Source organism: Citrobacter sp. Cpo032, assembly GCF_030332975.1.
Lineage (GTDB): Bacteria > Pseudomonadota > Gammaproteobacteria > Enterobacterales > Enterobacteriaceae > Citrobacter > Citrobacter portucalensis.
Genome location: NZ_JAOWGU010000034.1, coordinates 323,754 through 337,834, shown reverse-complemented (window position 1 = coordinate 337,834; position 14,081 = coordinate 323,754). Strand labels below are relative to the sequence as shown.

At 51.9% G+C, this 14,081-nt stretch carries 13 protein-coding genes; 9 read left to right on the top strand and 4 right to left on the bottom strand.

The genetic code is table 11. The features are described 5' to 3' along the window. Positions 1–390: 390 nt before the first annotated feature. Complete coding sequence (gene dcuC / locus OGY33_RS03570) at positions 391–1,776, top strand: anaerobic C4-dicarboxylate transporter DcuC (RefSeq protein ID WP_003022136.1); 1,386 nt, start codon at positions 391–393, stop codon at positions 1,774–1,776. A 116-nt stretch (positions 1,777–1,892) separates the two neighbouring features. Here dcuC and dpiA read toward each other — a convergent pair whose 3' ends face one another. Beyond that, positions 1,893–2,573, bottom strand: coding sequence for a two-component response regulator DpiA (gene dpiA / locus OGY33_RS03565; RefSeq protein ID WP_003831279.1), 681 nt, complete (start codon positions 2,571–2,573; stop codon positions 1,893–1,895). Continuing rightward, on the bottom strand, positions 2,542–4,203 hold the full coding sequence (gene dpiB / locus OGY33_RS03560; protein WP_008784080.1) for a sensor histidine kinase DpiB: 1,662 nt from the start codon (positions 4,201–4,203) through the stop codon (positions 2,542–2,544). Before dpiB ends, dpiA begins: the two co-directional genes overlap by 32 nt. A 391-nt stretch (positions 4,204–4,594) precedes the next feature. On the opposite strand from dpiB, the gene citC reads away from it, so the two are divergent. From citC to rna, 8 genes are all read left to right on the top strand, one after another. Beyond that, entirely contained in the window at positions 4,595–5,671 is a 1,077-nt protein-coding gene (citC, locus tag OGY33_RS03555; RefSeq protein ID WP_191238760.1) for a [citrate (pro-3S)-lyase] ligase, read from the top strand. Beyond that, positions 5,668–5,964, top strand: coding sequence for a citrate lyase acyl carrier protein (gene citD, locus OGY33_RS03550; protein ID WP_003831276.1), 297 nt, complete (start codon positions 5,668–5,670; stop codon positions 5,962–5,964). The genes citC and citD overlap by 4 nt, the downstream gene beginning before the upstream one ends. Then, entirely contained in the window at positions 5,961–6,869 is a 909-nt protein-coding gene (locus tag OGY33_RS03545; protein WP_003831275.1) for an aldolase/citrate lyase family protein, read from the top strand. The genes citD and OGY33_RS03545 overlap by 4 nt, the downstream gene beginning before the upstream one ends. A 9-nt stretch (positions 6,870–6,878) precedes the next feature. After that, positions 6,879–8,411: a citrate lyase subunit alpha gene (gene citF, locus OGY33_RS03540; protein ID WP_003831274.1), complete on the top strand. Its 1,533-nt coding sequence runs from the start codon at positions 6,879–6,881 to the stop codon at positions 8,409–8,411. Between the two features lie 3 nt (positions 8,412–8,414). Continuing rightward, positions 8,415–8,969, top strand: coding sequence for a citrate lyase holo-[acyl-carrier protein] synthase (gene citX, locus OGY33_RS03535; protein ID WP_071445765.1), 555 nt, complete (start codon positions 8,415–8,417; stop codon positions 8,967–8,969). Further along, positions 8,938–9,843 (top strand): triphosphoribosyl-dephospho-CoA synthase CitG, encoded by a 906-nt coding sequence (gene citG, locus OGY33_RS03530; RefSeq protein WP_003831272.1) that lies wholly within the window; start codon positions 8,938–8,940, stop codon positions 9,841–9,843. Before citX ends, citG begins: the two co-directional genes overlap by 32 nt. Before the next feature lie 25 nt (positions 9,844–9,868). Then, complete coding sequence (citT, locus tag OGY33_RS03525) at positions 9,869–11,332, top strand: citrate/succinate antiporter CitT (protein ID WP_003831271.1); 1,464 nt, start codon at positions 9,869–9,871, stop codon at positions 11,330–11,332. Positions 11,333–11,442: 110 nt separating this feature from the next. Then, positions 11,443–12,249, top strand: a complete 807-nt coding sequence (gene rna / locus OGY33_RS03520; protein WP_003835606.1) for a ribonuclease I — start codon at positions 11,443–11,445, stop codon at positions 12,247–12,249. 41 nt (positions 12,250–12,290) lie between these two features. Here the strand turns inward: rna and OGY33_RS03515 are convergent, their stop codons facing one another. Both OGY33_RS03515 and OGY33_RS03510 read right to left on the bottom strand, forming a co-directional pair. Further along, positions 12,291–12,914, bottom strand: coding sequence for a flavin reductase family protein (locus tag OGY33_RS03515; RefSeq protein WP_191238761.1), 624 nt, complete (start codon positions 12,912–12,914; stop codon positions 12,291–12,293). A gap of 96 nt (positions 12,915–13,010) precedes the next feature. After that, positions 13,011–13,841, bottom strand: coding sequence for an alpha/beta fold hydrolase (locus OGY33_RS03510; RefSeq protein ID WP_048214704.1), 831 nt, complete (start codon positions 13,839–13,841; stop codon positions 13,011–13,013). Between the last annotated feature and the right edge of the window lie 240 nt (positions 13,842–14,081).

Below are 14,081 nucleotides of genomic sequence, written 5' to 3'. Positions count from 1 at the left end.
CGCAGCTAAAAAATCAGAATAATCCTCAGCCTATAATTTTTAAGATAATTATCCATGAGTTTATTGAGCCATCTAATAGGAACTATTTTCTCTTTATTGCCAATAAATTGTTCTTTCCTGCGAAAAAAGTTAAATAGCATCACAATAAATTAACAATTGATATTCATCATCGCCACAAAACACACACATCAGCGCTGCGCTTCACAGTTTCTTATTGTGAGATTCTTTTTTTAACCACGATGCTGAAAAAACGGCTTAACCATCGCTTGAATCCGTATTTTTATTGATTTTAATCAGCAAGAGTTATCGGTTTATTAGGCACATTCTGTCACCACTTTTTACTTTTTTTAGTTTTTTTACTTTCTGGGCAGCAATGCGACAGGGGAAACGATGTTGACATTTATTGAACTCCTTATTGGAGTTGTGGTTATTGTGGGTGTAGCGCGCTACATCATTAAAGGTTATTCCGCGACAGGCGTACTGTTTGTTGGCGGTCTGGTTTTGCTGATTATCAGTGCGCTGATGGGGCATAAAGTTTTGCCGTCCAGCGCGGCATCGACGGGCTATACGGCAACAGACATTGTTGAATATATTAAAATTTTGCTGATGAGCCGTGGTGGCGATCTCGGCATGATGATCATGATGCTGTGTGGTTTTGCCGCTTATATGACCCATATTGGCGCGAACGATATGGTCGTTAAGCTGGCCTCCAAGCCTCTGCAATACATCAACTCTCCTTACCTGCTAATGATTGCCGCCTATTTTGTCGCCTGCCTGATGTCACTGGCGGTTTCTTCAGCAACCGGTCTGGGCGTATTGCTGATGGCAACACTGTTCCCGGTCATGGTTAACGTTGGGATCAGCCGTGGCGCCGCAGCGGCCATTTGTGCCTCCCCTGCTGCAATTATTCTTTCACCAACATCAGGTGATGTGGTGCTGGCGGCAAAAGCTGCGGAAATGCCGCTGATCGATTTCGCCTTTAAAACCACGCTGCCAATTTCCATTGCAGCCATCATTGCTATGGCGATTGCCCACTTTTTCTGGCAGCGTTTTCTGGATAAAAAAGAGAACATTTCTCATGAAATGTTAGATGTGGCTGAAATCACCACGACTGCCCCGTCATTTTACGCCATTCTGCCGTTTACCCCGATTGTTGGCGTCCTGATTTTTGATGGTAAATGGGGTCCACAGCTGCATATCATTACGATTCTGGTACTGTGCATGCTCATCGCGGCTATTCTGGAGTTCGTACGTGGGTTCAATACCCAAAAGGTTTTCTCTGGTCTGGAAGTCGCTTACCGTGGCATGGCGGATGCCTTTGCTAACGTGGTGATGTTGTTAGTCGCTGCGGGTGTTTTTGCCCAGGGCCTGAGCACAATCGGCTTTATTCAGAGTCTGATTTCTATCGCTACCTCGTTTGGTTCGGCGAGCATTATTCTGATGATGGTGCTGGTGATCCTGACTATGCTGGCGGCAATGACTACGGGTTCCGGTAACGCCCCGTTCTATGCCTTCGTTGAGATGATCCCTAAGCTGGCGCATTCCTCCGGCATTAACCCAGCTTACCTTGTTATCCCGATGCTGCAGGCGTCAAACCTTGGACGCACAATCTCCCCGGTCTCCGGCGTGGTGGTTGCTGTTGCGGGTATGGCGAAGATTTCTCCGTTCGAAGTGGTGAAACGTACCTCGGTTCCGGTTCTGGTTGGGCTGTTGGTTGTGATTATCGCAACTGAAGTGATGGTACCAGGCTCTTCTTCAGCCGTCGTTGGCGGCTGATACTCAGAGAAATGTAGGCCGGATAAGGCATTCAAGCCGCATCCGGCATTTCGACTGCAACGTTGCCGGATGTCGATGCTAAAGCATCTTATCCGGCCTACGTCAGAAATCAGCATTTAGCCGCCGTGATAGATACGCTGCGGCCTACCCACCTTACCGTGAATAATCTCCGCAATAATCAAATGACGGCTGGCACAGTACTCCAGGTAGCGTCTGGAAGTCGTTCGGCTGATGGTGAGCGCCTGGGCGATCGTTTCTGCTGTATGGTGTACCGTCGGATCGGCAAATAATTTCAACACTGCATTCAGTGTTAACGCATCAATCCCGGTCGGTAAATCCCCTTTCGGCTCGCCCCGCGCGTAGGCATTAAACATCTCATCAATCTGCTTTTGACTGGCGCTATCATTACCGGCCAACATGCGTCGACGCTGTTGATAACGCGTCAGGGTCTGCCCCAGCCGCTCGTAAGCAATGGGTTTGACCAGGTAATCAAACGCGCCGCTGCGCACAGCTTCGGAGACTGTTTCCATGTCGCTGGCCGCCGTGGTAAACACCACACCGCCCGGATAACGCGCCTGGGTTAGCTCATGCAATAACGTAATTCCCTTGCCGTCCGGCAAGTAGTTATCGAGCAGAATCAAACCGGGCTTAAAACGCTCAATCATCATCCTCGCCTGCGCAAGATTACCCGCCAGCCATATCTGGCTGAAGCCGGGTATATGGCGGATATATTCAGCATGCATTTCCGCCAGTAGCGTTTCATCCTCAACGATCAATAGCGTTAATGGTTCCGTCATTGTTTTTTTTCACTTTCGGAAGAAATAAAGAAAATAAGGTGCCGCAGGGGGAGTTATCTTCAAGCGTAATCACCCCGTCACAGCGCCTCACATAACTTGCAATAAGATACAAACCGATGCCATGTTCACCTGGTTCATCGGTACGGGTGCTCACACCCTGTTCAAATATTTTTTCACGCAATGCTTCCGGCACACCGCATCCCTGATCGGCAACTTCGATGATCACATCATCCCCTTCATCGCTCAAATAGAGTTCGACGACCTTATTGCCTTGCTGGGTGCGCAAGCTCGCTTCAAATGCATTATCAAGCAGATTGCCAACAATTGCTGCAAACTCTGTGCTATCCAGCCCCTCGGGGAGTTGATGCAGTTGGCTGCCCGGAACAATAGTCATGGTGAGACCCAGTTCCCGCGCGCGCTGCACCTTGCCAAACAACAGACCGGCTACCTGACGATCGGCAAACGCGCCGCGCAGGCTGTCAATCAGTTGCTGTTGCGCCTGGGATTCCCCCTGCACCATGGCCAGAACCTTGTCATACTCTTTCATTTGCAGCAGACCATTGATAGTCGACATCCAGTTCAGATGCTCATGACGCAGCGTTCTCAGGCTCTCTACATACTGTTTGATCTGCGTTAACTGCGCATTAAGAGTAGCAATTTCATCTTTACTACGAAAACTGATGATTGCCCCAAGCAGTTCGTCACCGGAGCGAATCGCCTCACGGTTGGCGATAACGCTCAGTCCATTAAAGTTGACCATCGCGTCCTGTCGTTTTTCCGCAATCTGTTGGGTGAAAAAGTCCGCTGGCTGAACCACCTCACTCACCGGTTTTCCAAGCCACTTTCTCCCAGGTGAAGACAGCCCCAGCATTTTCCTCGCACTGCGATTTATTGCGGTGATATATCCATCAGGATCCACGGCAATCAACCCTTCATATACCGAGCTGAACAACGCTTCCTGCTGACGTACCACTCGCGCAATTTGTTTCGGTTCCATACCCAACATCTGCCGACGAATATGGGCAGCGAAAAACCAGGAGAGCAGCATAAGTACCAGCAACAGCAGGATAAACACACCGGCCATTGGCAGTAAGAAATCCGATCGCCAGCTATCGATTTTGCTGATCAGATAACCAATTGAGACCACGCCAATGATTTTGCCATCGTCATCAAAGATGGGCGTTTTAGCGCGCATTGCCATCCCAATGGAGCCTTTACCGGTAATAAAGTAGCTCTCCCCTTTTTCCAGCGCACCGGGTTTGGTGAACTGCATCGGATAGCCAATCTTTTCCGGGTTCGGATGATATAGACGAATGGAGTTGGTATCCCCGATAACCACGTAGTCGAAGTCAGTTCCGCTCTGCAGTTTGTCGGCAATCGTCGCCAATCGCTTGTAATCACGATGCTTAACCGCCGTGATGATACTGTCGTTAGAGGCGATGATTTTGGCCTGATTCATTGCCATATCGCGGACATGCGTTGCCAGATAATCTTCAAAGCTGGCGGTGAAGTATTGTGCCAGGGCGGCAATGATAAAAACAGAAACAACCAGAATGAGCAGAAAGATACGTAAAGGAAACGCCAGACTGCGGAAAAAAGGAAACCGTGTTTTATTTTTCTGTTCTGCCATCACATTTTTCCTCACCGACGTTAACTAAAACTAATTTCTCATTGTAGTTGTAATTAAAATGTTCTATTTACACGTTATGCTATAAAACAAGATCGTTGCAGATTCCCCACCTTAAATCAATTAAACAAATTAAAACCACACCTTATTTTAGGGTTAAATTAATTAAAAAACTTAAAACCATAAAACACATTAAAACCTTCTAACTTATTGTGAAATAAATCAAAAATTACCTCCAAAATACCCCTTACGATGTATGCATCAGGGAAAAAAAGAAATACTCCGTAATAAAAAACCATTCCCTTCAATTGCAAACAAAACGTTATCAGGTTGCTAAACAGAGCAACAAAAACAGAAACCCAGTAACAAATATAGCATCGGGGCTCTATTCACTATGTTCGGTAATAATATATTCACGCAAGTTAAACGCTCAGAAAATAAAAAGATGGCGGCTATCGCGCAATTTCTGAAAGAGAATGATTTGAGCGTAGATACGACCGTCGAAGTATTTATCACCGTCACCCGTGACGACCGTCTGATTGCCTGCGGTGGTATCGCTGGGAATATTATTAAGTGTGTCGCAATCTGTGAATCTGTCCGTGGCGAGGGCTTAGCGCTGACGCTGGCGACCGAGTTAATCAACCTTGCCTATGAACGCCATTGTACGCACCTCTTCATCTATACCAAAACCGAGTACGAATCGCTGTTTAAACAGTGCGGTTTTTCTACGCTCACCAGCGTTCCCGGCATTATGGTATTGATGGAAAACAGCACCACACGTCTGAAACGCTACGCCGAGTCACTGGCAAAACAGCGTCATGATGGGAAAAAAATTGGCTGTATCGTCATGAACGCCAACCCCTTCACCAACGGACACCGTTTTCTGATCCAACAGGCGGCCGCGCAATGTGACTGGCTGCATCTGTTTTTGGTGAAAGAAGATACCTCACGTTTTCCGTATGAAGACCGCCTGGATCTGGTGCTTAAAGGAACAAAAGACATTCCGCGTTTAACCGTGCATCGCGGTTCGGAGTACATCATTTCCCGCGCCACATTCCCATGTTACTTCATCAAAGAGCAGAGCGTTATTAACCACTGCTACACCGAAATAGACCTGAAAATCTTCCGCCAGTATCTGGCTCCGGCTCTCGGTGTCACGCACCGCTTCGTCGGTACTGAGCCGTATTGCACCGTCACCTCCCAGTATAACAACGATATGCGTTACTGGCTGGAGACCCCAATGCTTCCCGCCCCACCGATTGAACTGGTGGAAATTGAGCGGCTGTGCTTCCAGGAGATGCCGATTTCCGCCTCCTGGGTGCGCAAGCTGCTGGTTAAAAAAGATCTCACGGCTATCGCATCCCTGGTCCCTGACGCCACGCTGCATTATCTGCAAAGCATGGTTGAGCGAGCCTCATCGGGTGCGACAGTCCGCCAAAATACCCCCGCATTAGCAACAGGTGAAAAATGAAAATAAACCAGGCAGCCGTCGCAGGCACACTCGAGTCCGGTGATGTGATGATTCGCATCGCCCCACTCGATTCGCAGGATATTGACCTGCAGGTTAACAGTAGCGTCGAAAAGCAGTTCGGTGATGCCATCCGGGCCACCATTCTGGACGTTCTGTCCCGCTACAACGTACGCGGCGTGCAATTGAATGTTGATGATAAAGGCGCACTGGACTGCATTTTACGTGCGCGACTGGAAGCACTACTGGCCCGCGCTGGCGGTATTCCGGCACTGCCATGGGAGGATTGCCAGTGATTTCCGAATCTTTGCAACAACGTAAAACCCGTACTCGCCGCAGCATGTTGTTCGTACCGGGCGCCAATGCCGCCATGGTCAGCAACTCGTTCATCTACCCGGCAGATGCGCTGATGTTCGACCTGGAAGACTCCGTCGCGTTGCGTGAAAAAGATACCGCTCGCCGCATGGTGTACCATGCGCTGCAGCATCCGCTGTATCACGACGTTGAAACCATCGTGCGTGTAAACGCCCTCGACTCCGAATGGGGCATCAACGACCTTGAAGCCGTGGTACGTGGCGGTGCTGACATCGTACGTTTACCGAAGACCGATACCGCGCAGGATGTCATCGACATCGAAAGCGAAATTCTGCGCATCGAAAACGCCTGTGGCCGTGAACCCGGCAGCACCGGTCTGTTAGCCGCCATCGAATCGCCGTTAGGCATTACTCGCGCGGTAGAAATTGCCCATGCTTCCGAACGTCTGATCGGTATTGCCCTGGGTGCGGAAGACTATGTACGTAACCTGCGCACTGAGCGCTCCCCGGAAGGTACTGAACTGCTGTTTGCCCGCTGCTCTATTTTGCAGGCTGCACGTTCTGCCGGTATTCAGGCGTTCGACACCGTGTATTCCGATGCCAACAACGAAGCGGGTTTCCTGCACGAAGCCGCACACATCAAGCAGTTGGGTTTTGACGGCAAATCGCTCATCAACCCGCGCCAGATCGAACTCCTGCATAACCTGTACGCCCCAACGCGCAAAGAGCTGGCTCACGCCCGTCTGGTTGTGGAAGCCGCTGAAGCCGCTGCTCGCGAAGGTCGTGGCGTAGTTTCCCTGAACGGCAAAATGGTCGACAGCCCGGTTATCGAGCGCGCCCTTCTGGTTATCTCCCGTGCAGAACTTTCCGGCATTCGCGAAGAATAAGGCAAAAAAATGACGCAGAAAATCGAACAGTCTCAACGCCAGGATCGCGTGGCGACCTGGAGCCGTCATGCAGAAAGTGAGCTTTCCGCTTATCAGAGCACCGCAAAAGTAGAATTGCAGGCGCAAAAACCGCGCGACAAAAAGCTGTGCACTAACCTGGAAGACGCTATTCGTCGTTCAGGTTTACAGGATGGTATGACTATCTCTTTCCACCACGCTTTTCGTGGTGGCGATCTGACGATTAACCTGGTGATGGACGCCATCGCCAATATGGGCTTTAAAAATCTGACGCTGGCCTCCAGCTCTCTGAGCGACTGCCATGCTCCGCTGGTTGAGCACATCCGTCAGGGCGTGGTTAGCCGCATTTATACCTCCGGTCTGCGTGGCCCGCTGGCGGAAGAAATCTCACGTGGCCTGCTAGCCGAACCGGTACAAATTCACTCCCACGGTGGCCGTGTGCACCTGGTGCAAAGTGGCGAGCTCAGCATTGATGTGGCGTTCCTCGGCGTGCCGTCCTGCGACCAGTTTGGCAACGCCAACGGTTATACCGGTAAAGCGTGCTGCGGCTCACTGGGCTATGCCCGCGTAGACGCCGAAAATGCGAAACAGGTTGTCCTGCTGACTGAACAGCTGCTGACCTATCCGCATAACCCGGCCAGCATTACGCAGGATCAGGTAGATCTGATCGTGCAGATCGATCAGGTCGGCGATGCGGACAAAATTGGTGCCGATGCGACCCGCATGACCACCAACCCGCGTGAACTGTTAATCGCCCGTAGCGCGGCTGAGGTCATTGCTAATTCCGGCTACTTCAACGAAGGCTTCTCACTGCAGACAGGAACCGGCGGCGCCTCTCTGGCCGTTACGCGTTTCCTGGAAGACAAAATGCGCAGCCGCGATATCCGTGCCGACTTCGCGCTGGGCGGCATTACCGCTACCATCGTTGACCTGCACGAAAAAGGCCTGATTCGCAAACTGCTGGACGTTCAGAGTTTTGACCGTAACGCCGCAGAATCGCTGGCCCGCAATCCAAACCACATTGAGATCAGTGCCAACCAGTATGCCAACTGGGGCTCAAAAGGCGCATCCGTCGATCGTCTGGACGTCGTGGTGCTCAGCGCGCTGGAAGTTGATACCAGCTTCAACGTTAACGTACTGACCGGTTCAGACGGCGTACTGCGCGGCGCATCCGGTGGTCACTGCGATACCGCGGTTGCCGCTGCGCTGTCTATCATCGTCGCGCCGCTGGTTCGCGGACGCATCCCGACCCTGGTTGATAACGTGCTGACCTGCGTAACCCCAGGCTCCAGTGTTGACATTCTGGTCACCGACCACGGTATCGCCGTCAACCCTGCACGTCCGGAACTGGCAGAACGTCTGAAAGAAGCCGGTATGAAAGTGGTGTCCATTGAATGGCTGCGCGAACGTGCACAGCAGCTCACCGGTCAGCCACGCGCTATCGAATTCACTGACCGCGTGATTGCCGTTGTGCGTTACCGCGATGGTTCAGTGATTGACGTTGTGCATCAGGTGAAGGAATAAACCATGCACCTGCTCCCTGAATACGCCACCCAACACGCGGTTTCCATTCCCGAGCTGCTCGCCAGCCGCGATGAGAGACAGGCAAGGCAACAGGAGTGGCTGACACGCCACTCTGCGCCGCTGGTCTCGTTTACCGTCGTCGCACCGGGACCGATTAAAGACAGCGAATTAACCCGTCGTATCTTTAATCACGGCGTAACCGCCTTGCTCGCGTTGGCGGAACAATCCACCTGGATTGTCAGGGAGCAAACAGCGCTGGTTTCTGCCAGCGGTCCAGAAGGTCTTTTGTCGATTGAGGCTCCGGCCCACGACCTCAAGCTCGCCACCATTGAACTTGAGCATTCACACCCGCTGGGACGGCTATGGGACATCGATGTCCTGACCCCTGAAGGGGAAATTCTGTCCCGGCGTCATTTCGCACTCCCTGCCCGCCGCTGTCTGCTGTGCGAGCAAAGTGCTGCCGACTGTGCGCGGGGTAAAACCCACGCGCTTTCCGACTTACTCACTCAGATGGAGGCACTGCTGCATGATGCCGATTCCCGCAACATCAACCAATAACGCAGTCCTTCCTCTGGATCTGCCTGATGCTTACGCAACGCTTGCGTGGCGCGCCATGTTGACTGAAGTCAACCTGTCGCCCAAACCCGGTCTGGTAGATCGTATTAACAACGGCGCGCATAAAGATATGGCGCTGGAAGATTTTCATCGCAGCGCTGAAGCGATTCAGTCGTGGCTGCCACGTTTTATTGAATATGGGGCGTTTAGCGCACAGCTGTCGCCTGAAGATGTATTGAAAGGACTGCGCCCGCTGGGCATGGCCTGCGAAGCCGATATGTTCCGCGCCACCGCCGGGGTGAACACCCATAAAGGGAGCATCTTTTCACTGGGACTGCTGTGCGCCGCCATTGGCCGCCTGCACCAGCTCCAACTCACTGTTACCGCTGAAACCATTTGCTCTACGGCAGCAACATTTTGCCGTGGCCTGACCGAGCGCGAACTGCGCCAGAACAATCAACAACTCACGGCTGGCCAACGTCTTTATCAGCAATTGGGATTAACCGGCGCACGGGGCGAAGCCGAAGCGGGATATCCGCTAGTCATCCAACATGCCCTGCCGCACTACCGCGCACTGCTGACTCAGGGCCGCGACCCTGAACTGGCGTTACTCGACACATTATTGCTGCTGATGTCTATCAACGGCGACACCAACGTGGCTTCACGTGGCGGCGCAGAAGGTCTGCGTTGGCTACAGCAGCAGGCCACCGCCCTGATGCAGCAAGGGGGGATTCGTACCCCTGCCGATCTCGAATATCTACACCAGTTCGACCAACAGTGCATTGAACGCAACCTCAGTCCCGGAGGCTGCGCCGATCTGCTGATCGTCACCTGGTTCTTAGCTCAGATTTCACAAGTTCATCATTATCACAATTAAAGATCCTTTCCGGAGAATCACACACATGTCTTTAGCAAAAGATAAAATATGGAAGTTATTGGCCCCCCTGGTCGTCATGGGTGTCATGTTTCTTATCCCCGTCCCTGATGGAATGCCTCCACAGGCCTGGCACTACTTTGCCGTGTTTGTGGCGATGATCGTCGGTATGATCCTGGAGCCAATTCCGGCAACAGCGATCAGCTTTATCGCCGTAACGATCTGCGTTATCGGCAGCAACTATCTGCTGTTTGATGCTTCAGAACTGGCCGACCCGGCGTTTAAAGCGGGTAAGCAAGCGCTGAAATGGGGTCTGGCTGGCTTCTCCAGCACCACCGTGTGGTTGGTGTTTGGTGCGTTTATCTTCGCACTGGGTTATGAAGTCACCGGTCTGGGTCGTCGTATCGCGCTGTTCCTGGTGAAATTCATGGGTAAACGTACCCTGACGCTGGGCTATGCGATTGTTATCATCGACATTCTGCTGGCACCGTTTACTCCATCTAACACCGCGCGTACCGGTGGCACCGTATTCCCGGTTATCAAAAACCTGCCGCCGCTGTTTAAATCATTCCCGAACGATCCTTCCGCGCGCCGTATCGGTGGATATTTGATGTGGATGATGGTCATCAGTACCAGCCTGAGCTCCTCGATGTTCGTGACCGGCGCTGCGCCAAACGTACTGGGACTGGAATTCGTCAACAAAATTGCCGGTATTCAAATCAGCTGGTTGCAGTGGTTCCTCAGCTTCCTGCCGGTCGGTATTATTTTGCTGATCGTTGCTCCGTGGCTGTCATACGTTCTGTACAAACCAGAAGTTACTCACAGTGCTGAAGTTGCCGCTTGGGCCGGTGATGAACTGAAAGGCATGGGTAAACTTACCCGTAAAGAGATAACGCTGATCGGTCTGGTACTGCTCAGCCTGGGCCTGTGGGTCTTCGGTGGTAAACTGATTGATGCAACCGCAGTGGGCCTGCTGGCTGTCTCCCTGATGCTGGCGCTGCACGTTGTACCGTGGAAAGACATTACCCGTTATAACAGCGCATGGAACACTCTGGTTAACCTCGCCACGCTGGTCGTTATGGCGAATGGTTTAACCCGTTCAGGCTTCATCGACTGGTTCGCCAACACTATGAGCACGCACCTGGAAGGCTTCTCGCCTAACGCGACCGTGATCGTTCTGGTGCTGGTGTTCTACTTTGCTCACTACCTGTTTGCCAGCCTTTCCGCTCACACCGCCACCATGCTGCCGGTTATTCTGGCCGTCGGTAAAGGTATCCCGGGCGTGCCGATGGAACACCTGTGTATCCTGCTGGTACTGTCCATCGGTATCATGGGCTGTCTGACTCCATATGCAACAGGCCCAGGCGTTATCATCTACGGCTGTGGTTATGTGAAGTCCAAAGACTACTGGCGTCTGGGTGCTATCTTCGGCGTTATCTACATCGCTATGCTTCTGCTGGTCGGTTGGCCAATTCTGGCAATGTGGAGCTAATCATTCCTGTTCACGCCTGATGAAAATGATGCCAGTCAGCTAAACCTGACTGGCATTTTTTATGATTAAATAGATGATATTCAGAATTTATATAAGTGTCCGAAATCATCATGACATCAACATGGCGTTATTCTTCGTTGCTGGCAGCACTCCTGCTGCCAGTTTCTGCAGCTCAGGCCGATGAACTTCAGGCAAAACAGTACGCTGATTTTGACAGCTACGTGCTGGCTCTCTCCTGGCAAACCGGATTTTGTCAGAGCCAACACGAGCGTAATCGTCAGGAGCCTGACGAATGTCGTTTGCAAAAAGAGAGCGCAGACAAAGCGGATTTCCTGACCGTTCACGGTTTATGGCCCAGCCTGCCTAAATCCATTGCCGCCCGTGGAGTAGACAATCGCCGTTGGATGCGTTTTGGCTGCGCGACTCGCCCTATTCCCAACCTGCCTGAAGCCCGCGCCAGCCGTAAATGCGCGGCCCCCGAAACCGGGCTGTCGCTGGAAAGCGCGGCAAAACTCAGCGCCGTAATGCCCGGCGCTGGAGGGAGATCCTGTCTGGAACGTTACGAGTATGCCAAACATGGCGCGTGTTTCGGTTTTGATCCCGACGCGTACTTCGGCACGATGGTACGGCTGAATAATGAGGTTAAGAACAGCGAGGTGGGCAAATTCCTGGCGGAAAACTACGGCAAAACCGTCAGCCGTAACGCATTTGACGCCGCCGTTGCCAAAAGCTGGGGCAAAGAGAACGTCAAAGCGGTGAAGCTAAGCTGCCACGGCAATCCAGCGTATCTCACTGAGATCCAGTTATCCCTGAAAGCCGACAACATCAACCAGACGTTATCTGCCCAGTCATTCTTACCGCAACCGCATCCAGGTAGCTGCGGTAAACAGTTTATTATCGACAAAGTGGGATACTGAAACTTGTGACCGACGCTGCGAGCTGGCGTCGGTCCGTAAACTTAGCGTTTTGCACGGGCGTCCGGGCGAACTAAATCAAAACGGTGTGTTTCACTGATCGAATAATACGCTGTTGGCCCACCTGCACGTAGTACCGGCTTCGCTTTCGCCGTCTGATAGATGCCGTCTTCCAGGAGCGTTTCATCTATGTGAATGCCTACCACTTCCCCCAACACCAGCCAGGTTTCAACCGGTGAGCCATCAGCGGTAGTCAGTTGCAGGCTTTGCGATAAGCGGCACTCAAAATTGACCGGGCTTTGCGCCACGCGCGGCACGTTGACTATCCGGCTATCTGCCTTGCTAAGCCCGGCGGCAAAAAACTCGTCCTCACCGTGCGGCAAGCTGGCTGACGTTTCGTTCATCGCAGTGGCCAGCTCAAGAGTCGTCAGGTTCCAGACAAATTCACCAGTTTCGATAATATTCTGCACGCTGTCTTTCCAGCCGCTGCTGGCGAAACCGATAATCGGCGGATGATAGTTAAAACAGTTAAAGAAACTGTATGGTGCCAGATTGTGCCGACCGTTGCCGTCACGCGACGCAATCCAGCCAATCGGGCGCGGTCCAATGATGGCATTTAGCGGGTCGTGCAGTAAGCCGTGTCCCTGTGACGGTTGATAGAAATACATAGCGTTCCCTGTTGAAGTTAACGTCAGCGCAGCACAAATTATGCTTCGCTCATCCCCCTGGGAAAAGAAGATCAGCGTAGAACAATCTGCCAACGATTACGACTGAATAAAGTTGAGCAGGTCACCGTTGATCTGTTGCTTATGGGTGGTGCAAATGCCATGCGAGCCGCCGACATATACCTTCAACTGCGAGTCCGGCAGTATTTCCGCCGCGACCTTTCCGCAGGTTTCAAACGGGACAATCTGATCGTCATCACCGTGGATCACCAGCGTCGGGATGGTCATCTTTTTGAGGTCTTCACGCAGATCTGTTTCCGAAAACGCGTGTATACAGTCGTACAACGCTTTGATGGAACCTTGTAAGCCTTGTTCAACAAAACTTTCCCTGACGGCTTTCGACTCTTTTGCGCCCGGACGGTTGTAGCCATAGAATGCAGCGGTCAGTTCATAGAAAAAGGCGGCGCGATCGTTCAAAACCCCCTCACGGATGCCATCGAATACCTCTTTCGGCACGCCATTTGGGTTAAAGTCAGTCTTGATCATGATGGGCGTCACCGCGCCAATTAACACCGCTTTTGCCACCCGCTGCGTCCCATGCCGGCCAATATAACGAGCCACTTCCCCACCGCCGGTAGAGTGCCCAACATGTACGGCATCTTTAAGATTGAGATGCGCGGTAAGTTCAGCCAGGTCGTCAGCATACTGATCCATATGATGTCCATCCCAGGGTTGGGCCGAACGCCCATGTCCGCGCCTGTCATGGGCGATCACACGAAATCCTTTCGATCCAAGGAACAGCATCTGATCTTCAAACGCGTCTGCCGTCAGCGGCCAACCGTGACTAAACACAATAGGTTGTCCACTTCCCCAGTCTTTAAAATGCAAATAGCTGCCGTCTTTCAAGGTAAGTTTGTCGTACTGGCTCATGAGATCTCCTGTCGCGGAACACTGAGTTGTTTGACGCGCCCGCAGCGAGCGCTTAAAAAGCATAATGCAAATTGGAGAACGATCACGTTTTTCGGCTAAAATCACACCATATGCGACAATATTGATGATTTACCTGAATGTGAACTAAATCACTTCAAACATGGGGTAAGTCTCAGTATCATCATAAAAGCTAAACCCTTGCCGCCTGACGGTGAGGGTTTTCTTTTGGGATTATTTACC